The following is a 21,346-nucleotide window of genomic DNA, read 5'->3' on the forward strand; positions in this document are numbered from 1 at the left end:
CGATGAGCTTCGCACTGTCGCCGGCCAGGCCGCTGCGGCTGCCGCCGGCGCTGGCCGCGGTCGCGGTCCTGGCGGTCCTCGCCCTGCCATTCGCCCCGGGCGGTGAGGAGGGCGGCGCCGGACCGGCGGACGCGGTGTCCGCGCTGGTGGTGCTGTACGCCGCGCTGCGCACGCTGCGGGAGCGGCGGCGCCCGCTGTCCGCCACGGCCGTGGCGGTGCTCGGCATGCCGGTGGTGGGGCTGGCCGTCGCGGCGATGGGCGCGGCCTCGCCGGGCGCCGGGCTGACCGGCCTCGGCCGCTACCTCCAGGTGTTCGTCCTGGTCCCCGCCGCCGTCGTGCTGCTGGTCCGGGACCGCGCCGACCTCCGGCTGCTGGCCTGGTCGTTCGTGGGGCTCGCGGTCTGGCAGGGCGCGGTCGGGGTGCACCAGTACGTCACCGGGACCGGGGCGTCGTACCAGGGCGAGGAGATCCGCGCGGTCGGCACCTTCGGGCCGCAGGACGTGATGGGCATGGCGACGGTGGTGTCGTTCGGCCTGATCTGCGCGCTCGGGCTGACGCTCGGGCGGTCCCCGGTACGGCAGCGGGTGACGGCGGGGGCGTGCGCGCTCGGGCTGCTGCTGCCGCTCGCCGTCTCCTTCAGCCGGGGCGCGTGGATCGCGACGGTCCTGACCTGTGGTCTGCAGCTCGCCCTGGCCGGCCTGCGGCGGGCGCTGAAGGTGGCCGCGGTCGCGGTCGCGGCCGGCGTGGTGCTGGTGGGCGGCTTCGGGGTCGGTACGGCCATGCTCCAGGAGCGGCTCAGCAGCATCGGGCAGGTGACGGACGCGCCGGACCAGTCGGTGGTCGACCGGTACACGCTGTGGGCGGCGGCGACGGGGATGTGGCGGGAGCACCCGGTGACCGGCGTCGGCCTGAAGAACTTCCCGGCGTACCGGGACTCGCACGCCTCGCTGGCGCTGTCGTCCGGGAGCGACACGGAGGGGGCGGGGGCCGCGTACCGGAAGCAGCCGCTGCTGTCGCCGCACAACATGTACCTGCTGGTGCTCAGCGAGCAGGGGCTGCTCGGGCTGCTTGCCCTGGCGGGCAGTTGGCTGGCGCTGCTGGCGTGCGGGCTGCGGGGGCTGTGGCAGGTGCGCGCAGGTGACGGTCTCGACTGTGCGCTGGTGGGGTGCGGGTTGCTGATCTGGCAGCTCATTGACTTCGCGTACGCCGACATCGGGGGGCCGTCGACCGTGCTGACGGCTGTGGTGTTCGGGGTGGCGGCGTGGTGGGCGTTGGCGGGGGCGGAGCGGGACGAGAAGGCTGCGGTGCGGTGACAGTGACGCCTTCTCAGGCTTCGGGGGTGCCAGGGTCACGTGTCGACTGCGAGTCCGATGTGGCTGAGCGCGCCCACGCGGCGGAGCCGCAGGTGCCAGAGCCCCGCGCCCCTGACGGGGCGCCTCCCTCACGGGGTTTCCTCGCCAAGGCCGCTCTGGGCACCGCCCTCTTCTCCGTGCTCGGGTCGGTGCTCGGGCTCATCCGGGATCAGTCGCTCGCGCGGCTGTTCGGGGCCGGGCGGGACACCGACGCGTTTCTCGTGGCGTGGACCGTGCCCGAGTTCGCGGCGACGCTGCTCATCGAGGACGGGCTGGCGTTCGCCCTCGTTCCCGCGTTCAGTGTGGCCCTTGCCCGGCGGACGCAGGGGGCGCCCGGCGATCCCGTCCGGGCCCTCGTCGCCGGGACGCTGCCCAAGCTGGCCCTGGCCTTCGCCGGCGTCGGCGCCCTGCTGATCGGCGGGGCCCCGCAGCTCGTCGAGGTGCTGGCGCCCGGGCTCCGTGATCCCGCGCTGGCCGTCGGCTGCACCCGGCTCACCGCCACCTGTGTGCTGACCTTCGGGCTGGCCGGGTACTGCAGCGCCGCCCTCCGCGCGCACCGGCGCTTCCTCGCCCCGGCCGCGATCTACGTCGCCTACAACGCCGGCATCATCGCGGCGATGTTCGCGCTCGGCGGCCACTGGGGCGTGCGGTCGGCGGCGTTCGGGGTGGCGGCCGGGGGCGCCCTGATGGTCGTCGTACAGGCTCCGTCGCTGTTGCGGCAGTTGCGGCACCGGCCCAGGTCGCGGGAGGAAGGTGCGGCCGGCACCGAGGAGCGGCCCCTGAACGTGGCGCTGATGGCCACCGTGCTGCTGTTCGCGCTGTGCCGGCAGTCGCAGGTGCTGATCGAGCGGTTCCTCGCCTCGCACCTGCACTCCGGGGCCATCTCGCACCTCAACTACGCGCAGAAGGTCGCGCAGATCCCGATGACGATGTCGATGATGCTGTGCACGGTCACCTTCCCGGTGGTGGCCCGGGCCCTGGCCGAGGGCGACACCGAGCGGGCCCGGAGCCGGGTCGAGCGGGATCTCTCGGTGGCCGCGAGCGTGGTGCTGCTCGGCACCGCCGTGGTCGTGGCCTGTGCGCCTCAACTCACCCACCTGCTGTTCCAGCGCGGGGCGTTCACCGCCGCGGACACCGCCGCCACGGCCGGGGTGATGCGTGTGTACGCTCTCGGGCTGCTCGGGCAGACCATGGTCGGGGTGCTGGTCCGCTCCTACTTCTCGGCGGGCCGCGCCACCTGGTACCCGGTGGGCGCCATGGCCGCCGGGATCGTGGTGACCTCCTGGATCGGCGCCCTGACGGTCGGCTCGTACGGCGTCACCGGCATCGCCGCCGCCAACGCCACCGGCATCACCGCAACCGCCGTGCTTCTGCTGGCCGGCATGGGCCCGCGCAGCGTCCCGATCCGTACCCGGCGGGTGCTCGTCGAGCTGAGCCGGCCAGTGCGGGCGGCGGTCGTCGCGACCGCCGTCGGGATCTTCGCCGCCGCGCAGCCGGCGGACCCGTTCACCGGTCTGGCCGTCGGCGCCACGGCCGTCACCGTCCTCTTCGTCCTGCTCGGCCGAGTCCTGGACGCCCAGGGCTTCGCACCCGCACTCCGTTCCGTAGCCACCGCCACCCGAAGGCTCGCGCATGCCGTCTTCCATTGAGTCCGCCGCGAGGGCCGGACGTGTCACCGGCCCGGTCCCCTGGGTCGCCATGTACCACTCCGTGGGCGACTGTTCCGACGACCCGTACCGCGTCACCGTCTCCCCGGGGCGCCTGGAGAAGCAGCTGCGCTGGCTGCGCCGGCGGGGGCTGCGCGGGGTGTCGGTCGCCGGGCTGCTCGCCGCCCGGGCCCGCGGCGAGGGGCGCCGGCTGGTGGCACTGACCTTCGACGACGGGTACGCCGACTTCCTCGACCACGCCCTGCCCCTCCTCGACCGCTGGGGCTGCGGCGCCACCCTCTTCGTGCTGCCCGGACGGCTCGGCGGCGACAACGCCTGGGACGCCCTGGGCCCGCGCAAGCCGCTGCTCACCGCCGACGGCGTCCGGCGGGCCGCCGCAACTGGGGTGGAGATCGGGTCCCACGGGCTCACCCACGTCGACCTGACGAAGGCCGACGCGGCGACCCTGCGCGCCGAGACCGCCGACAGCCGGACGCTCCTTGAGGAGCTGGTCCAGGCCCCCGTCGAGGGCTTCTGCTACCCCTACGGCACCGCCGACCAGCGGGCCGTCGACGCCGTGCGGGACGCCGGATACGGCTACGCCTGCGCCATCGACCCGGGCGCGCTGGGCGGCCCGCACGCCCTGCCCCGCGTGCACATCGGGCAGAACGACAACGCCGCACGCCTCTTCCTGAAGTACCGGCTGCACCGGCTGCGCCGCCGTCCCGTCCAGGGGCTGTGAATGAAGGCCCTCCACGTCATCACAGGCCTTGGGACCGGCGGCGCGGAGCAGCAGCTGCGGCTGCTGCTCCGGCATCTGCCGGTCGCCTGCGACGTCCTCACGCTCACCAACCCGGGGCCGGTCGCCGACGGGCTGGCCGCGGACGGCGTGCGGGTGGTCCACCTCGGGATGGCCGGGAACCGGGACCTGGCCGCGCTGCCCCGCCTGGTCCGGCTGATCCGCCGGGGCCGCTACGACCTCGTCCACACCCACCTCTACCGGGCCTGTCTCTACGGCCGGATCGCCGCCCGCCTCGCGGGGGTGCGGGCCGTGGTCGCCACCGAGCACTCGCTCGGCGACTCGCAGCTGGAGGGGCGTGAGCTGACGGCCGGGGTGCGGGCGTTGTACCTGGCGGGTGAGCGGCTCGGGCGGTCCACGGTGGCCGTCTCGCCGACCGTCGCCGAGCGGCTGCGCCGGTGGGGGGTGCCGGGGCCGCGGATCGAGGTCGTCCCGAACGGCATCGACATGGACCGGTTCCGCTTCGACCCGGCCCGGCGTCGGCACGTCCGCGACCGCCTGGGCATCCCGCAGGACGCCTGGGTCGTCGGCGCCGTCGGACGGCTCGCGCCCGGCAAGCGCTTCAGCGTCCTGGTCGAGGCCCTCGCCCGGCTCCCCGCCGACTGCAGGCTGTTGCTGGTGGGCGGCGGCCCGGAGGAGGAAGCCCTGCGGCGCACCGCGCGGGAGGCCGGGGTCGACGGCCGGGTGCTGTTCGCCGGTGAGCGGCCCTACGCCTCCGACAGCGCCGAGGACCCCGACCTGCCCGCCCTCACCTCCGCCATGGACGTGTTCGCCTCGCCCTCCGCCGAGGAGGCCTTCGGCCTCGCGGTCGTCGAGGCGCTGGCCGCGGGGTTGCCCGTGCTCTACAGCTCCTGCCCGGCCGTCGAGGACCTGCCGCGCGCCGCCGCCCCGGGCGCCCGCCGCATCACGGGCGGCGCCGCCGCCTACGCCGAGGCGCTGGCCGCCGCCCGCGCCGCCGGCCCCGGCCCTCGCGGCGCGCCGGACGCCGCCCGTCACTACTGCATCACCCGCAGCGCCGCCCAGCTCATGGACGTCTACGCGGCCGCACTCGCCACCACACCTCAGGGAGCCAGTACGCCATGACCGAGAACACCGTCCGAGCACCCCGCCCGTTCCCGCGCGCCATCCCGCCCTGGTCGCTGCTGGCGGCCGGGGTCCTCGCCGGCGGGCTGCTGGGCGGCGCCTACGGCGTGCTGACGCCACCCAGCTACACGGCGACCGCCTACGTCGTCGCCGTCACCGCCGACAAGTCCGACACCGCGTCAGCGCAGGGGTTCGCGCAGGCCTACGGCCGGGTCGCCACCCAGCTCGCGGTGCTCGGGGACGCGCAGATGTGGGCCGGGGTGCCGCTGAAGACGCTGCAGAGCAGTGTGCAGACCGAGACCTCCCCGGACGCACCGATGGTCGCCGTGTCGGCCACCTCGCCGCACGCCCTCCAGGCCACCGACATGGCGAACGCGGTGGCCCGCTCGCTCATCCAGCACGCCAACGAGACCAAGAGCGACACGAACGTCGAACTCCTCCAGTTCTCCCGGGCGCCGAAGCCGACGACGCCGACCTCCGCGTCCTCGAAGGTGACCGGTCTGGTGGGCGCGGCCGCGGGCGGCCTGCTGGGCGGTCTGGTGCTCCTGGTACGGCCCCGGCGCCGGGTGGAGGAGTCCGCCCTGCAGGCCTCGGTGCCCGGCCCGGCCGTCGCCGCCGACGTACACGGACAGCTGTGACGACGACGGCCCACCCGACGCTGGCCGCGTACACCACCGAACTCGTCACCGACGAGGGTGTCTTCGCCGGGCTGGCCCCGGCCTGGGGCCGCCTCTACCGGCGGTGCGGCACGGCCACCCCGTTCCAGAGCCACGCCTGGCTGCACTCCTGGTGGCGCTCCTACGGGACCCCCGGCCGGCTCCGCCTCGTCCTGGTCCGCTACGGCGGCGAGCTGGTCGGCGCGGCTCCGCTGACGCTGGTGCACCGGCCGCTGCCCACGCTGGTGCCGCTCGGCGGGGCGATCTCGGACTACGCGGACGTACTGCTCGCCGACGCCGACGACGGCCGGGTGGCGGGCGCCCTGACCCGGGAGCTGGCCGAGGCGGCCCGGACGGCGCTGATCGACTTCCGCGAGGTGCGGCCCGGCGGCGCGGCGGAGCGGGTCTACGACCGCTGGCGCGGACCGTGCCGTAAGGTGCCGGACTCGGTGTGCCTGGAGCTGCCGGCCGTGTCGATGGACGAACTGGTCGGCCGGCTGCCGTCCAGCAAGGCGCAGCGGGTCCGCGCCAAGCTGCGCAAACTGGCCTCGCTCGGGGTGCGCCGGGATGTCGTGCCGCCCGACGGGGTGGACGCGGCGCTGCGCCGCCTCCTCGACCTGCACCGGCTCCAGTGGCAGGGGCGGAAGGTGACCACCGAGCACCTCCAGCCCCGGTTCCAGGAGCACCTGGTGCGCTCGGTGGGGCCGATGGTGCGGTGCGGGGACGCGGTGGTCACCGAGTTCCGGCTCGACGACGAGGTGGTCGCCGTCGACCTGACCCTGCTGGCGCCGAGTCTCGCCGGCGGCTATCTGTACGGGGCGCATCCCCGGTTGCGGGAGCGCAAGGCGGACGTGGCGGTGATGCTGCTGGACGCCTGCACCCAGCACACCGGCACCGGTGAGCGGGGCGCGCTGAGCCTGCTGCGCGGCGACGAGCCGTACAAGCACCACTGGCGGCCCCTGCCGGTCGTCAACCAGCGGCTGCTGCTGGCCCGGCGGCGCACCGCCCCGCTGCTGACGGCGGCGCTGTGCGACGCCGCCGCCCGGCAGCGGATCAAGGAGGTGCGGCACCGATGGAAGGAGCGCCGGGCGGACTAGGGGGTGCCCGGCGTCCGCTACCACCAGTCGAGACGGACGCAGAGCTTCCCGCCGAGCCAGTACTCGACCCAGGCACCCAGGTCCATCGGCGCGCAGTCGGCCAAGGGCGTGGCGGTCGGCTTCGGGGTCGGGCTCGGGGCGGGCGCCGAGATGTCCGGCGACGGGACCGGGGTCGGGGTCGATGTCGGAGTCGGCGTCGCGGTCGGCGTCGCGGTCTCGGTGCGGCCGAAGAGTGCCTCGCGGTAGACGTGTGCGGAGCGCGGGTTGACCGAGCACTGCCAGACGCCGTGCGGGCAGTAGTCGGTCAGCGTGTTGTACAGCGGTTTGTGCTCGTCCATCCAGGCGAGCATCCGCCGCATGTACTCGGCGTTGTCGCCGTTGCGGAAGAGGCCCCATTCCGGATAGGAGATGGGCTTTCCGTGGGCTTTCGCGAAATCGACGTGCTGCTGAAGTCCGTAAGGCTCCCGCACCTGTTGGTCGAAGGAAAGCCCGGTCGGCTGGTCGTAGGAATCCATACCGATGATGTCGACCGTGTCGTCCCCGGGATAGCACTGCGTCCACGGAACGGCGTCGCGGCCCCGGCTCGACGTGAAGTCGAACCGGAATTTCTGGCCCGGCACCGCACGCATGGTGGTGACGATCCTTCTCCAGTATGTCTTCCAGGCCTCCGGGTCCGGCCCGCAACGATGGGTGTAGGTAATGCCGTTCATCTCCCAGCCGAGCACGATGACCGTGTCCGGCACCCGCAGTGCCACCAGCCGTTCGGCCAGGGCCCGGAAGTGGTGATCGAACTCTCCGGCCGCGCCCTGCCGCAGCAGCGAGCGCACCTCGTCGTCCCCGATGCCCTCCTCGTTGCGCTCCTGCATGGGCACGTTGAGGACGAGCGTCCGGTCGGCCTTCGACCGTCGCCAGTGCGCCCAGACGTCCAGGAAGCCGGGGGCGCCCTCGATGTCCGACCAGCGGTTGCCGGGCAGATACGTGTGCGCGATCTTGAGCTCGGTGCCGCCGAGCCAGCTGCTCAGCTGGGCCATCCGGGCGACACCGAGCGGGCCGGAGTCGAGGAACGCCCCGAAGGCCGGGGGCATCGCCTTGGCCGACGCATGGACGGCCGGTGCGTCGGCGGCCGGGGTCGGGGTGGGCAGGGGTGCCGCCGATGCCGGGACTGACGTCGTGGGCGTCGGAGCGGCTGTCGCGGATGCCGGAACCGGTGGGCCGGTGATCTGTGCCGTCCCCGCGCCCACGGCGAATCCCGGGCCGGTCGCCAGGGTCGCCGAGGCAACGACGGCCGCGGCGGCCACGGCCGGCCGATACCACCGGAACCGGGTCCGCTCTCGCTGCTGTGGGGCCATGCCCGCTCCTTTCTCCACCGGTACTCGTCCGTTCGCAGCACCCCTGAGGAAGCGCCAGTTACTGACACTCAGTCATATCAATATGAATTCCGCCAGTGCGGCTGCGGCTTTCGGGTGCCCCGAAGGCCCGCACGGGTGAACCGACGCTAAGGAAAAGGTCCGTGTCGCTGCTAGACATCCGAGTGCCCGCGGTTCTGCTGCGGATCGACCGGAATCCCTTTCACCACGGCACCCTGGGGGCCGTGCGCTCGCTCGGCAGAGCCGGGGTGGAGGTCCACGTGGTCGCCGACTCCTCAGGGAGCCCGGTCAGCAAGTCCCGCTTCGTCCGGCAGTTGCATCCGCCGCCGGCGCCGGGCGCGTCGCCCGCCGAGATCGCGGCCGTGCTGCACCGGGTGGCGGCGCGGATCGCCCGCCCTGCGGTGCTGATCCCCATGGACGACGCGAGCGCCATCGCGGCCGGCCGGCTCCGCGCGGACCTCGCGCCCGCCTACCTGCTACCGCAGCAGCCCGGCAGCCTGCCCGAACGCGTCGCCGACAAGGCCGAGCTGGCCGAGGTGTGCGCGGCGGCCGGGATCCCGCACCCGCCGACCCTGGTCCCGGACAGCGCCGAGGAGACCGCCGCCGCGGTCCGGCGGCTCGGTCTGCCGGTGATCGCCAAGTGGAGCCGGCCCTGGCTGCTGCCGGCCGGGTCCGGGCTGCGCAGCACGGTCGTGGTGCGCTCGGCGCAGGAGGCGGTGGAGCTGTACCTGCGCAGCGAGGAGGCGGGCAGCAGGCTGCTGCTCCAGGAGTTCCTGCCGCCGGGCCCGGACCGCGACTGGTTCTTTCACGGCTACGCCGACCGCACCGGGCAGGTGCGCGCGGGCGGCCCCGGCCGCAAGCAGCAGGCCTGGCCGCGCGGCGCCGGGCTGACCGCGGTCGGCCTGTGGACGCCCAACCCGCAGGTCCGGGCGCTGGCCGAGCGGCTCACCGGCGAGCTGGGCTTCCGGGGCATCTTCGACCTGGACTTCCGGCGCTGCGGCAGCACCGGCCGCTACCACCTCCTCGACTTCAACCCCCGGCCGGGCGCCCAGTTCCGGCTCTTCACCGACAGCGCGGGCCTGGACGTCGTACGCGCCCTGCACCTGGACCTGACCCACCGTCCGCTGCCGGACGGGGTGCCGCTGGCCGGGCGGGCGTTCGTGGTGGAGAACTACGCGCCGCTGAGCGCGCTGCGTCCGGCCCCGCGCGGGCGGGAGCTGGCCTGGTCCGCGCCGGACGACCGAAGGCCCGGCCTCGCGATGTGGACGCTGTGGGGCCGGCATGTGGCGGGCCGGCTTCTCGACCGCCTGCACGACGGGACCGCCGTCCAGGCACCGCGCCCGCACACCCCCGTGGTCCGCCAGGCCGGTGAGCCCCCGGTGCCCAGCGCCCGGAGCGAGGAACTCACCGGCGTGGCCGGCCTGTCCGCCACGCCCGGCGTCCCCAGCCTCTCCGGTCAGCCCGACCGGTCCGACGACGAGAAAGCGAGCAGCTGCTGATGTACGACCTGCTGGTGGTGGGCGCGGGCCCGTACGGCCTGTCCATCGCGTCCCACGCCGCGGCGGCGGGCCTGAACGTGCGGGTCTTCGGCCGCCCGATGGCGTCCTGGCGCGACCACATGCCCCGCGGGATGTTCCTCAAGTCCGAGCCCTGGGCCTCCAACCTCTCGGACCCCGAGGCGCGCTGGCGGCTGGACGTCTACTGCGCGGGGCGCGGTGTGGCGGCCCGGCACGGGCAGCCGATCCCCCTGGACATGTTCGCCGACTACGGCCTGTGGTTCGCCCGCAACGCCGCCCCGCCCGTGGACGAGCGCATGGTCACCCGGGTCGCGCCGCGCGCCGGCGGCTTCGAGGCGACCACGGCGGACGGCGAGGTCCTGCACAGCCGGACGGTCGCCCTCGCCATCGGGGTGCTGCCGTTCGTGGAGATCCCCGCCGCCCTGCGCGGCCTCTCCCCCGACCTGGTCACGCACAGCAGCCACCACGCCGACCTGGGCCGCTTCCGGGGCCGGGACGTCACGGTGATCGGCGGCGGCCAGGCGGCCCTGGAGACGGCCGCGCTCCTCGCCGAACTGGACAGCCGGGCGAGGGTGCTGGTGCGCGCGGACGAGCTCTTCTGGAACGATGTGCCGCCGCCCTGGCAGCGCCCCTGGTGGCAGTCGGTCCGCGCCCCGCACAGCGGGCTCGGCCCCGGCTGGCGGAACTGGTTCTACTCCGAGCGGCCCGGCCTGTACCGGCGGCTGGCCGAGCCGACCCGGACCCGGATCGCGGCGAGCGCCCTCGGCCCGGCCGGCGCCTGGTGGGTGCGGGAGCGGGTGGAGTCCGGGGTGGAGGTGCTGCTCGGCCGGGAGGTCACGGCGGCGCGCGCGACGGCGGGCGGGGTGCGTCTGGACACCACGGTGCGCGGTGGCGGGGTGGGCACCCTGGAGACCGAACACGTCATCGCGGCCACGGGGTTCCGGGCGACCCGGGGGCGGCTCGGGCTGCTGGCCGACGACCTGCGGACGACGCTGGTGACCGGGGCCGACGGGGCGCCCGAGGTGGGCCGGGACTTCGAGTCGTCGTATCCCGGGCTGTTCCTGGCCGGTCTGGTCACGGCGGCGGGCTTCGGTCCGGCGATGCGCTTCGTGCACGGCGCCGGCTTCACCGCGCGGACGCTGGTGCGCGGGGTGCGGGGGCGGCTGCGCTCGGGGCCGGCCGGCTGGGGCGTTCCGGCCGGGCGGCGGGAGTCCGCACCGGACACCGTACGGAGCTGACGGGCGGGTGCCGGGCCTTTGGGCGTCCGGCACCCGGTTTCCGCTATGGCCGGCGGGCGGCCGCTCGTCCCCGGCGGTACAGGACCGCCCCACCCGCGAGGAGCGCGGCGCTGGCGGCCGAGGTCGCGAGCATGGCCGCGCTTCCGGTGTGCGGCAGGCTGGGCGGCGTCCCGTGGTGCTGCCCACCGTGCGGAGGCGTCCGGACCGGCGGCGGGGACGTCGGCGGGTGCGTGGCCGGAGGCGGCGATGTCGGGGGCCGCGACGTGGGAGGCGGCGACGTCGGCGGTTTTGTGGTCGGGGGCGGAGACGTCGGCGCGGGCGGAGTTTCTTCGCCGTACGCGGGCGGGGTCTCGCCGCCGTACGCGGGCGGGGTGTCGCCGTAGGCGGGGGACGCGTTGTCGCCGTAGGCCGGGGACGCGTCGTCGCCGTACGCGGGCGGCGCGTCGTCGCCGTAGGCCGGGGACGCGTCGTCGCCGTAGGCCGGGGGCGTCTCATGGTTGTCGGACGGCGGGGTGGTGCCGGTCTCGCTGCCGGAGTTCCCCTGGGAGCCGTGTCCCGAGCCCTCGCGTGCGCGGTCGCCGTCGTGTTCGTCCGAAACCCGGTCGCCTGCACAGGAGTTGCCGACATCCGGATGCGACGCGGCGGCGGTGTCGGCCGAGTTGGCGCAGTCGGTGGCCGAAGCTCTCGCCGGAGTCTGGACGTCACCGCCCGCCACGACACGCGGCGAACCGGCCGCGGTCCCGGTCGGGTCCGTGCCGGCGAGTGCGGGGCTGCCGTAGAGGGACAGGATGCTCGTCGCGGCGGCGGCCGCGACCATTCCCCTGCTGATGGTGTGACGCAATCTCGTTTGTCTTCCTGCTTGGAAACTCGGGAGGCCGGCCCCGGAACGCGGATGCGAAGGATCGACGGTCCGGGGCCGGCCGTGACACAACCGGTGAGCTGATGGGCTGCGTAACGCCGTCAGGGCTTCGAGATGTCGCCGTTGATGCAGGTGTTGCCGGCCGCAGGGTTCAGCAGCGCGATGACGTCGACGGTGTTGCCGCAGAGGTTGATCGGAATGTGGATCGGGACCTGGATCACGTTGCCGGAGAGGACACCCGGGGAAGCGATCGCGCCACCCTGCGCATCGGCGTCGGCGAAAGCCGGGACGGCACCGCCCAGCGCCAGGATTGTGCCGGCGACCACAGCAGCGGTCTTCTTCATGAACTTTCCCTTCTCTGCGGTCATGCCCGTTTGTCGGCCGAAACCGAGCGAGCACAGCTTGAATGGCTCGCACCATGACCGGCAGGCTGTAGAACGAGGAATAGACGGTCGAAGAAACTACGGAACAGGTGTCGTCGGTCAATTCACTCGAACGCCCTCCCAGAGTTGACACGGAGAGAGGAAACGCTTCTCCTGACTGCTCATTTCGGGGCCACGAAACAGGACCGGGGTCACTGGTTGGCGACGCCGTTGGCCGCGAGGACCGCGATGTCGTCCAGGACGTGCGACACCGGCTCGTCGCCCTTGGCCTGGGTCGAGTTCTCGGCGCACTGCTGGTTCTGCGGCGCGGACAGGACCGGGATGTCCTGGGCCGCTCCGACGGCGGCGATGAGGCCGAAAATCCCGTGGGCGTTCGCCTTCACGGGGAGACCGACGCAGAGCTTGTTGAGCGAGCTCTGGACCAGGGTGGCCTGCGGGCTCATCTTGCCCTTGGTCACCGAGTTGCCGAACGCCTCCTTGGCGTCGTTGCCGCTGGCGGAGGTGGTGCCGTGGTCGTTGCCGGTGGCAAGCGCCTCGGGGGCTGCCGCCGCCGACACACCTACGACGGACACGGCGACCGCCGCCGCGGCCATTGCCTTCTTCAGCATTTCGCTTTTCCTTTCCTGGCTCCAGGCCAAGAGGACGTTCCTGCCCGGCATCAACCGCCCCCAACCGGAATGGTTGCGGCGCCGGAGGGCACGTCACCCGTTCGGACCGACGGCCGCCCGGAATTCCCCGGAAACCCGGGCCGGCGCACAATCCGCAGATTCCCGGACCGTGGGCCGTTGGAGTGAAGCGGAGCAACCAAACGGAGCGCGCGCAGTTGACCAGTGCGCTCCGGTGGACGGGGTGTCTTCAGAAGGGAACTGACAAGTGATCAAGAAGGTTCTGGCCGCCGCCGCAGTCGCCGCCGCCGCAGTCGCCGCCTCCGTCGTCGGCGCCTCCGCTGCCGCCGCCTCGCCGGCCCTGGCCACCGGCAACGACCACGGCACCACCTCCGCCAGCGGCAACGGTGCCCAGCAGGCGTTCGGCAACTCCGCCACGTACGGCAACATGAGCCCCCAGCTGGCGCTCATCCAGGGCTCCTTCAACAAGCCCTGCATCGGCCTCCCGGCGAAGCTGAACCTCCAGGGCCTGGCCGGTCTGGGTGCCGTCGGCGTCCTGCAGGACGTGCCGATCCTCTCCGCGCCGCAGAACCAGCAGTGCGTCGAGAACTCCACCCAGGCCAAGGGCGACGAGCCGCTGTCGCACATCCTGGACGACATCTCCGCGCTGTCCGCGAACGGCACCGGCAACAAGTAGTCCGGAAGCCCTCCGGGCCCCGGCGCGAGGGCGCCGGTCGGTTGATCCGACTGCGCTACACCGATCGGGGCAAACCACGCAACCTCGGCGAATCCGGGTAAGTTGACGATCACGCAGCTCCTCCCCGGAGTCCGCCTTTCGAAAGGGAACGAACATGAAGAAGCTGTGGGCAACCGCTGCTGTCGCCGTCACCGTCGCCGGTTTCGCTGCCACGGCCGCTCCCCAGGCCCTGGCCACCGGCAACGACAACGGCACCACGTCGGTCAGCGGCAACGGCGCCAAGTCGGAGTTCGGCAACTCGGCCACGTTCGGCGACCAGAGCCCGCAGCTCTCGCTGGTCCAGGGTTCGCTGAACAAGCCGTGCGTCGGCCTTCCGGCCAAGGCGAACCTGCAGGGTCTGATCGGTGCGGTCGCCGTCGGCGTCGGCCAGGACGTGCCGATCCTCTCCGCGCCGCAGAACCAGCAGTGCGTCGAGAACTCCACCCAGGCCAAGGGCGACGAGCCGCTGTCGCACATCCTGGACGACATCTCCGCGCTGTCCGCGAACGGCACCGCGAACCAGTAGTCCGCACCCGCCGCCTTTTTGCTCACCTGCGGTAGAGCGCGTCGATCTCGGCGGCGAAGCGGGCCGTGACCGCGTGGCGCTTGACCTTCAGGGACGGCGTGAGCAGTCCGTTGTCCTCGCTGAACTCGCCCTCCACCAGGGCGAAGGCGCGGATCGACTCGGCACGGGAGACCGCCTGGTTGGCGTGGTCGACCGCCTTCTGCACCTCGGCCCGCATCCGGTCGTCGCGCACCAGCTCGGCGAGCGGGGTGTCCGGTGGCAGCTTCCGTACGGACAGCCAGTGGGCGACGGCCTCCGGGTCGAGGGTGACGAGCGCGGCGACGAAGGGCCGGTTGTCACCGACCACCAGGCACTGGCCGACCGGCGACCGGCTGCGCAGCCGGTCCTCCAGGACGGCCGGGGAGACGTTCTTGCCGCCGGAGGTGACCAGGATGTCCTTCTTGCGGCCGGTGATGGTGAGATAGCCGTCCGCGTCGAGCGCGCCGAGGTCGCCGGTCTCGAACCAGCCGTCGTCCGGCAGCACTTCGGCGGTCGCGGCCGGGTTGTTCCAGTACGCCCCGAACACCACCGGCCCCTTCACCAGCACCTCGCCGTCGTCGGCGATCCGGACGGCCGTCCCCGGGATCGGCTGCCCCACCGTGCCGGGGCGGGGCGCGAGCGGCGGCACGATGGTGGCGGCGGCGCTGGTCTCGGTCAGGCCGTAGCCCTCGTAGACGACGATCCCGGCCGCGTGGAAGAACAGGTTGAGGTCCCGGTCGAGCGGTGAGCCGCCGCTGATGGCGTACCGCATCCGGCCGCCGAGTTCCTTGCGGATACGGCGGTAGACCAGCAGGTCGTACAGCGCCCAGGCGGCGTACAGGCCCGGGCCGGGCCCCTTTCCGGTGCCGAGGAACTTCTCCAGGCAGGCCGTGGCGAACCGCACCCCGATCCGCTCGGCGCGGTCGAAGGAGGCGGCCCGGCCGATCTTCTCCGCCGTCGCCCGCCCGGTGTCGTGGATCTTCTCGAAGAGGTACGGCACCCCGACCAGAAAAGTCGGCCGGAACTCCCTCAGCGCGGGCCGGAGTTCGTCCGGCTTGACGCTCGGGAAGTGGCCCATCTCGATCCGGCCCATCAGGCAGGCGATCTGGAGCGTACGGCCCAGGATGTGGGCGAGCGGCAGGAACAGCAGGGTCGAGGCGGTCTGCCCGGTGACCGCCTGGAAGACGGGCTGCAGCAGCTCGACCGTGTTGGCGGCCTCGGCGTGCAGGTTGGCGTGGGTGAGGACACAGCCCTTGGGCCGGCCGGTGGTGCCGGAGGTGTAGCAGACGGTGGCGACCGTGTCGGGGGTGAGGGTGGCGCGGCGCTTGGTGACCTCGTCGTCCGGCACCTCCCCGCCGAGGGTGGTGAGGTCGGTGAGGGCGTTCGCGTCCAGTTCCCAGATCCGGGGGGCGTGGGCGTGGTCGGCGGTGCCGGTGGTGACGGTGGCCGTGTTCTGCTGGGTCTCGGTGATCACGTGCCGGGCGCCGGAGTCCCTGACGATCCAGTCCACCTGCGCCGCGGAGGAGGTGGGGTAGACCGGGACGGTCACACCGCCGGCCGCCCAGACGGCGAAGTCGAGGACCGTCCACTCGTAGCGGGTGCGGGACATGACGGCCACGCGGTCGCCTGCGGCGACGCCGGCGGCGATCAACCCCTTTGCCACGGAGGTCACCTGGGCGGCGAACGCGGCTGCGGTGACGGTGCCCTCGCTGCGGCGGACCGCGGTGGCGTGGGGTTCCTCGGCCGCGTTGGTGTGGGGGAGGTCGGCGAGGGAGCCGGTGGTGAGCGGGGCGGCGAGGGCCGGCCGGCGCGCCTCCCGTACGACACCGGCCTCGTCCTTGATGACTTCGACCTTGCCCCGGTCCGCCAGATCCGTCCGCCGACGTGCTCGTTCGAGGTCGCTGCGTACGCTCATGGGGCGTCAACTTACTCGGAAGTAAGGAGAGGTCAATGGGTCTCGCCGTAGTGAGTACCGTGGTGCGCCGGGTGCGGGCGCGCTGTGGCTGGTCGCGCCCACACGGCGGAGCCGCCCGTTGATACAGCCCCGCGCCCCCGAAGGGGCGCTTCAGTTCTCGGCGCTCGAAAAACTTGCCTCCCGGATGGCCGTGGCCAAGTCGGATACGTCCTTGTCCTCGGTCACCTCGGCCAGGGCCGTTGCCCGGGACCGGAGTTTCGTCAGGGTCGGTGCTCCCGGCATGTCGTACTCCCCGTCCGCCAGCGCGTCCGCGAAGTAGGCCGCCGCCGCCGTCACCTGGAAGCGCGGGGAGGCCGACCAGACGTCGTCGTGCAGGGCGTCGGTCTCCATCGCGCCCGTGTTCTCGTGCGGGGTGCGGGTGTCGGGGTCCAGCCAGCGGACGGTGGCGGTGGCGAGGTGGCCGTCCGTGCCGGGGTTGGTGCGGACGGCGTAGAGGGCCGTGACCGTGTGGCCGGGGCCGACCTCGCCGCCGTCCACCTGGTCGTTGCGGAAGTCCTTGTCGGCCACCTTGCGGTCCTGGTAGCCGATCAGGTGGAACTCGGCGACCGTGTGCGGGTCGAAGGCCACCTGGGCCTTGGCGTCGCGGGCCACCAGGTCGATGTTCTGCGGGAGTTGACGGCAGAAGACGTCGGCGGCGGTCGTGGTGTCGGCGACGTACACCGTGTGGCCGTCGCCCTTGTCGGCGAGGCGTTCCATGAGGGCGTCGCCGTAGTCGCTGCCCACTCCCACGCCGAACAGGGTGATGCCGTACTCGCGGCGGTCGCCGTCGATGCGCTTGAGGATGGTGTCGGGGTCGGTCTCGCCGTCGTTGGCGAGGCCGTCGGAGATGAGGACGACGCGGTTGGTGGCGTTCTTGCGCAGGCCCTCGACGGCGGTGGCGTAGCCGGTCTCGACGCCGTCGCCGAGGTTGGTGGAGGAGAGGGCGTCGAGACCGTCGATCGCGTCGTGGATCTCGGCACGGTGGCCGCCGAGCCGGGTCATCGACAGGACCGTCTCGGCGTGTTCGCTGAAGGTGACGAGGGCCACCGAGTCGTCGTCGCGCAGCCGGTCGGTCATCGTGTCCAGGGACTTCTTGGCCAGGTCGAGGCGGCCCGGCTCACCCATGGAGCCGGAGACGTCGATGACGAAGGTGAGGGCGGCCGGCGGGCGGGCGTCGGTGTCCGCGGGGCGGGTGGCGAGGCCTACGCGGACCAGGGACCAGTTCGGCCTGCTGGTGCGGGCGCCGTCGACGGTGACGGTGAAGCCGTTGTGCTCGGGGGTGGGGTAGTCCTGGCGGAAGCTGTTGACGAATTCCTCGGGCCGGATGGTCGAGGGGTCGGGGCGGCCGCCGTCGGCGAGGGTACGGCGGGCGTAGCCGTAGGAGGCGGTGTCGACGTCGAGGGCGAAGGTCGAGAGGTTGTCGGAGGGTGCGGCGGTCTCGTCGCCCCGGGGCTGGGAGGGGGCGGGGGCCCTGGTGGCGGTCGTGTGGTTCGGGCCGTTCACGTGGTTCTCGTCCGCGCCGCAGGCCGTCAGCAGCAGGGCGCCCGCCGCGGTGAGGGCGAGCAGTGCCCCGCAGGTCTGGCGTCGGGTCCGGTGTCGGTTCATCGCTGGTGCCCCCTGTGCCGGTCGGAGTCGACTTCCTGGCTTGTCGTCGACTGTGACGGCGCAGGGGGCCGGAACGTGCGCCCCGATGCGTTGCGGATGGATCTCGAAGCGGCCACGGACCAGGGGGTCCGAGGCCGGAGGGAGATCGTCCGGTGACCTAGGAGACGATGTCCTTGCGGGCGAAACCCCGGAAGGCCAGGGCGAACAGCACCAGGGCGTACGTTATCGAGACGGCGGTGCCCTGGATCATGCCGGACCACTCCAGGTGCGGTTGTACGGCGTCCGCCCAGGCGAACTGCCAGTGCGCGGGCAGGAAGTCGCGCCAGTGGCCGAGGGCGGTGACCGCGTCCAGGACGTTGCCGACGATGGTCAGGCCGACCGCCCCGCCGACCGCGCCGAGGGCGGCGTCGGTCTTCGTGGAGAGCCAGAACGCCAGGCCCGCGGTGACCAGTTGGGACAGGAAGATGTACGCGACCACGACCATGAGGCGCTGGGCGGCGGTGGTGGTGTCGAGTGCGCCGCCGGTGGGGATCTGGAGCGGGCCCCAGCCGTAGGCGGCCGTGCCGACGGCGAGGGCGACCAGCGGCAGCAGGATCATCGCGGCCAGGCTGAGGCCGAGCGCGACGACGAGCTTGGACCACAGCAGCCGGGCCCTCGGCACGGGCGCCGCGAGCAGGTAGCGCAGGGAGGACCAGCCGGCCTCCGAGGCGACCGTGTCCCCGCAGAACAGGGCGACCGGGATGACCAGCAGGAAGCCCGCCGACACGAACAGGTTGACCGCGGCGAAGTTGGCGCCGGACGCGGTGGCCGTGTCCAGCAGGGTGACCTGGCCGTTCTCCCTGCCCGGCTGCCCGCCGATCGCGAACGCGACCAGCAGCACGAAGGGCAGTACGGCCAGGATCCCGCCCATCACCAGGGTGCGCCGGCGCTTGAGCTGGCGGACCAGCTCGACACGGAGCGGCAGGGTGCGGCCAGCCCGGTAGCCGGAGGCGACCGCGGACTTCTCGGTGAGCGTGCTCACGCGGAACCTCCGATCAGGGTCAGGAAGGCGTCTTCCAGACGGCGGTGCGGGCCGACCGACGCCACCGGCACGTCGAGCCGGACGAGTTCGGCGACCAGGCGCGGGGCGCTGCCGCCGGGTTCCAGGCGGACGAGCAGGCCGTCGTCCGTACTGGTCACGGAGGCCACGCCGGGCAGCGCGGCCACCTTCTCCACGACCGGCTCCGCCACGGGGGTTGCGGTGCCGACGAGGAGGGTGTCGCCGGAGCCGATGATCTCGGCGACCGGGCCGGCCTGGACGAGCCGGCCGCGGTCCATCACCACGAGGTGGGTGCAGGACTGCTCGACCTCGGCGAGGAGATGGCTGGAGACGATCACCGTGCGGCCGGCGGCCGCGTAGCGGATCATCACCTCGCGCATCTCGCGGATCTGCGGCGGGTCGAGGCCGTTGGTGGGTTCGTCGAGGATGAGCAGGTCCGGCATGCCGAGCATGGCCTGGGCGATGGCGAGGCGCTGGCGCATGCCCTGGGAGTACGTGCGGACCGCGCGGGCCAGCGCGTCGCCGAGGCCGGCGATCCGCAGGGCCTCGTCGAGGTGCGCGTCCTCGGGCGGGCGGCCGGTGGCCTGCCAGTACAGTTCCAGGTTCTCCCGGCCGGACAGGTGCGGGAGGAAGCCGGCGCCCTCCACGAAGGCGCCGACGCGGGAGAGGACGGGCGCGCCCGGACGGACGGCGTGGCCGAAGACCCGGACCTCGCCGTCGTCGGGCTTGATCAGGCCCATCAGCATGCGCAGTGTGGTGGTCTTGCCCGCGCCGTTGGGGCCGAGGAGGCCGAGCACCTGGCCCTTCTCGACGCGGAAGGAGAGCTCACGGACCGCGTACCGGTCCGTGGAGCCGGCGTAGCGCTTGCTCAGTTCCGTTATCTGCAGGGGGACTTCGGCCAGCTCGGCGGCGGGTGCCGGGCCGGTGGTACGGCGGCGGCCGGTGAGCAGCAGGGCCAGGGCGGCCACCGCGCCGGCCAGCGGCAGCCACCACACCCAGGCGGGCAGCGGGGCGGCGGCCGTGTCCACCTGAGGTGCCGTCGGCACGCTCAGGGCGCCCCTGAGGGAGACCGTGTAGGTGGCCGGGGCGGTCGGCGACGCGTAGCCGAGGTCGGTGGAGGCGAGGACCAGGCGCAGCCGGTGGCCCTTCTGCACCTCGTGGTCGATGGCCGGGAGGGTGATCGTGACGTCCTTGCCGGCCTTGGCCCCGTCGACGCGGATCGGGGCGACCAGCTGGGAGGGCAGCACCTGCTGGGTGCCGTCCGGGCCGACGTCGTACACCTTGCCGAAGAGCACGGCGTCGCCGCTGGTGGAGGTGGCGTGGACGGTGGCCGTCGGTGAGCCGGTGATCTGCACCGTGTCGGTGACGGGCGCCGAGTCGAAGCGGGCGTACTGGCCGGGGAAGTCGAGGGAGATGCCGACGCCGAGGGAGGAGAGCTGGGCGAGGCCGCCGGAGCCGCCGAGGCCGGGCAGCGCGGAGACGCCGGGCGGGCTGGCGCCGGCCGGGTTGTCGACGCGCTGGGTGCCGCCCTTCAGCGCGATGTTCTTCCGGTCGCTCTCCAGACCGGGGTAGCTGCCGGCACTCGCGCCGCGCAACTGGGCGGCGCCGTCGGTGGAGTCCACGCCCCCGGTGCGGGTGATCCGGAAGGCCGGGCCGGTGTCGGTGGCCTTGTCGCCCTTCAGGTACCGGTCGAACCAGGCGGTCGTCCGGGCCTCGACGCGGCTGGTCTCCAGGTCGCCGCCGTCATGGCCGCCGGCGATCCAGTCGACGTCGACGGGGGCGCCGTTGGTGCGGATCGCCTTGGCGGCGGCGTCGGACTGGGAGAGGGTGAAGAGGGAGTCGGTCTGGCCCTGGAAGAGCAGGGTCGGCACCTTGATGCGGTCGCCGACGGCCGACGGTGACCGTTCCTCAAGGAGCTTGACCGCGGCCGCGTCCGGCTTGCCCGACTCGGCGACCCGGTTGTACATGGCGCACAGCTCGGGCTGGAAGTTGGCGCAGCCGCCGCCGGTGTTGAAGAAGATCCCGGCCCACAGCTTCTTGAAGACGCCGTTCGGGAACAGCGCGTCGGCGAGGTTCCAGTACGTGATGGAGGGGGCGATGGCGTCGACCCTGTGGTCGTAGGCGGCGGTGAGGAGGGAGATCGCGCCGCCGTACGAGCCGCCCGCCATGCCGACGCGCGGGTCGCCGGCCTTGTCGAGCTGGACCTGGGGCTGTTTCGCCAGCCAGTCGATGAGCTGGGAGACGTCGGCGACCTCGCCCTTCGGGTCGTTGAGGCCGATCTTGCCGGTGGACCTGCCGAAGCCGCGGGCGGACCAGGTGAGGACCGCGTAGCCGTCGCGGGCGAGGTCCTCGGCGGCGGTGCGCACGTCGTCCTTGCTGCCGCCGAAGCCGTGGGCGAGGAGTACCGCGGGGCGTCGGCCGGTGCCGGACGTGGTGAAGAAGGAGGTGTCGAGATGTACCCCGTCCACCGCCATGACCTTGTCGGCACGGTGCACCGGGGCAGGGTCGTCGGAGGCGACGGCCGTCCACGTACCGGCGCCTACGAGCACGACGACGGCGGCCGCGGCGGACAGGAGCCGTCGCGGCCGCCGGAGCAGGGCTCGTAGGCCGGGGGGTCGAAGATCCATGCTTCAACGGTACGGGTACGGACTGACGTCCGATGCCGACGGTGGGGTGAACCCCGGGCCATCCCCGGGAAGTACGGGAGCGCCGACCTGTACTCCGGTCGCGGTACACCGGCTTGGCTTACACCCCCGCGCCCCCAGCCCACCCCCGCGCCCCCAGCCCCCCGAACGCCGCCGCTCCCCCGGTCCGGCCGTTCCCCCGAACGCCGCCGCTCCACCCGATCCCGCCGCAACGGCGAGCA

Annotated in this window: 18 protein-coding genes; 10 read left to right on the plus strand and 8 right to left on the minus strand. The window is 73.2% G+C overall.

The features are described 5' to 3' along the window. Window positions 1-2 precede the first annotated feature (2 nt). The 6 genes from OHB00_RS19380 to OHB00_RS19405 all read left to right on the plus strand — a co-directional run bounded on the left by OHB00_RS19380 (window position 3) and on the right by OHB00_RS19405 (window position 6,633). Complete coding sequence (locus tag OHB00_RS19380) at window positions 3-1,313, plus strand: O-antigen ligase family protein (protein WP_406436148.1); 1,311 nt, start codon at window positions 3-5, stop codon at window positions 1,311-1,313. A 92-nt stretch (window positions 1,314-1,405) separates the two neighbouring features. Continuing rightward, the gene (murJ, locus tag OHB00_RS19385; protein ID WP_406436149.1) at window positions 1,406-3,001 is read left to right on the plus strand and encodes a murein biosynthesis integral membrane protein MurJ; all 1,596 of its coding nucleotides are present in this window, start codon (window positions 1,406-1,408) and stop codon (window positions 2,999-3,001) included. Beyond that, on the plus strand, window positions 2,985-3,740 hold the full coding sequence (locus tag OHB00_RS19390) for a polysaccharide deacetylase family protein (RefSeq protein WP_406436150.1): 756 nt from the start codon (window positions 2,985-2,987) through the stop codon (window positions 3,738-3,740). Before murJ ends, OHB00_RS19390 begins: the two co-directional genes overlap by 17 nt. Then, window positions 3,741-4,880: a glycosyltransferase gene (locus tag OHB00_RS19395; protein ID WP_406436151.1), complete on the plus strand. Its 1,140-nt coding sequence runs from the start codon at window positions 3,741-3,743 to the stop codon at window positions 4,878-4,880. After that, on the plus strand, window positions 4,877-5,518 hold the full coding sequence (locus tag OHB00_RS19400) for a lipopolysaccharide biosynthesis protein (protein ID WP_406436152.1): 642 nt from the start codon (window positions 4,877-4,879) through the stop codon (window positions 5,516-5,518). Before OHB00_RS19395 ends, OHB00_RS19400 begins: the two co-directional genes overlap by 4 nt. Beyond that, the gene (locus tag OHB00_RS19405) at window positions 5,515-6,633 is read left to right on the plus strand and encodes a GNAT family N-acetyltransferase (protein WP_406436153.1); all 1,119 of its coding nucleotides are present in this window, start codon (window positions 5,515-5,517) and stop codon (window positions 6,631-6,633) included. Before OHB00_RS19400 ends, OHB00_RS19405 begins: the two co-directional genes overlap by 4 nt. 17 nt (window positions 6,634-6,650) lie before the next feature. Here the strand turns inward: OHB00_RS19405 and OHB00_RS19410 are convergent, their stop codons facing one another. After that, a complete protein-coding gene (locus OHB00_RS19410; RefSeq protein WP_406436154.1) occupies window positions 6,651-7,982 on the minus strand; it encodes a glycoside hydrolase family 26 protein in 1,332 nt (443 codons plus the stop codon). A gap of 161 nt (window positions 7,983-8,143) precedes the next feature. Here OHB00_RS19410 and OHB00_RS19415 point away from each other — a divergent pair, with 161 nt between their 5' ends. Continuing rightward, complete coding sequence (locus OHB00_RS19415; protein ID WP_406436155.1) at window positions 8,144-9,499, plus strand: ATP-grasp domain-containing protein; 1,356 nt, start codon at window positions 8,144-8,146, stop codon at window positions 9,497-9,499. Beyond that, window positions 9,499-10,755 (plus strand): FAD-dependent oxidoreductase, encoded by a 1,257-nt coding sequence (locus OHB00_RS19420; RefSeq protein ID WP_406436156.1) that lies wholly within the window; start codon window positions 9,499-9,501, stop codon window positions 10,753-10,755. The genes OHB00_RS19415 and OHB00_RS19420 overlap by 1 nt, the downstream gene beginning before the upstream one ends. Window positions 10,756-10,798: 43 nt before the next feature. On the opposite strand, the gene OHB00_RS19425 is transcribed toward OHB00_RS19420, so the two are convergent. The 3 genes from OHB00_RS19425 to OHB00_RS19435 all read right to left on the minus strand — a co-directional run bounded on the left by OHB00_RS19425 (window position 10,799) and on the right by OHB00_RS19435 (window position 12,605). Further along, window positions 10,799-11,596, minus strand: a complete 798-nt coding sequence (locus tag OHB00_RS19425; protein WP_406436157.1) for a chaplin family protein — start codon at window positions 11,594-11,596, stop codon at window positions 10,799-10,801. Between the two features lie 119 nt (window positions 11,597-11,715). Further along, complete coding sequence (locus OHB00_RS19430; protein WP_406436158.1) at window positions 11,716-11,958, minus strand: chaplin; 243 nt, start codon at window positions 11,956-11,958, stop codon at window positions 11,716-11,718. A 230-nt stretch (window positions 11,959-12,188) separates the two neighbouring features. Next, window positions 12,189-12,605, minus strand: coding sequence for a rodlin (locus OHB00_RS19435; RefSeq protein WP_406436159.1), 417 nt, complete (start codon window positions 12,603-12,605; stop codon window positions 12,189-12,191). 265 nt (window positions 12,606-12,870) lie between these two features. Between OHB00_RS19435 and OHB00_RS19440 the strand changes: the two genes are divergently transcribed. Beyond that, on the plus strand, window positions 12,871-13,299 hold the full coding sequence (locus tag OHB00_RS19440) for a rodlin (RefSeq protein ID WP_406436160.1): 429 nt from the start codon (window positions 12,871-12,873) through the stop codon (window positions 13,297-13,299). Window positions 13,300-13,453: 154 nt separating this feature from the next. Then, on the plus strand, window positions 13,454-13,864 hold the full coding sequence (locus tag OHB00_RS19445; protein WP_406436161.1) for a rodlin: 411 nt from the start codon (window positions 13,454-13,456) through the stop codon (window positions 13,862-13,864). A gap of 22 nt (window positions 13,865-13,886) precedes the next feature. Here the strand turns inward: OHB00_RS19445 and OHB00_RS19450 are convergent, their stop codons facing one another. From OHB00_RS19450 to OHB00_RS19465, 4 genes are all read right to left on the minus strand, one after another. Continuing rightward, window positions 13,887-15,797 (minus strand): AMP-dependent synthetase/ligase, encoded by a 1,911-nt coding sequence (locus tag OHB00_RS19450; RefSeq protein WP_406436162.1) that lies wholly within the window; start codon window positions 15,795-15,797, stop codon window positions 13,887-13,889. Window positions 15,798-15,947: 150 nt separating this feature from the next. Further along, window positions 15,948-17,441, minus strand: coding sequence for a von Willebrand factor type A domain-containing protein (locus OHB00_RS19455; protein ID WP_406436163.1), 1,494 nt, complete (start codon window positions 17,439-17,441; stop codon window positions 15,948-15,950). Window positions 17,442-17,598: 157 nt separating this feature from the next. Next, complete coding sequence (locus OHB00_RS19460) at window positions 17,599-18,462, minus strand: ABC transporter permease (RefSeq protein WP_406436164.1); 864 nt, start codon at window positions 18,460-18,462, stop codon at window positions 17,599-17,601. Then, the gene (locus tag OHB00_RS19465) at window positions 18,459-21,107 is read right to left on the minus strand and encodes a CocE/NonD family hydrolase (protein ID WP_406436165.1); all 2,649 of its coding nucleotides are present in this window, start codon (window positions 21,105-21,107) and stop codon (window positions 18,459-18,461) included. The genes OHB00_RS19460 and OHB00_RS19465 overlap by 4 nt, the downstream gene beginning before the upstream one ends. Window positions 21,108-21,346 lie beyond the last annotated feature (239 nt).

The sequence above is a fragment of the Streptomyces sp. NBC_00631 genome, from assembly GCF_045206895.1.
Classification (GTDB): Bacteria; Actinomycetota; Actinomycetes; order Streptomycetales; family Streptomycetaceae; genus Streptomyces.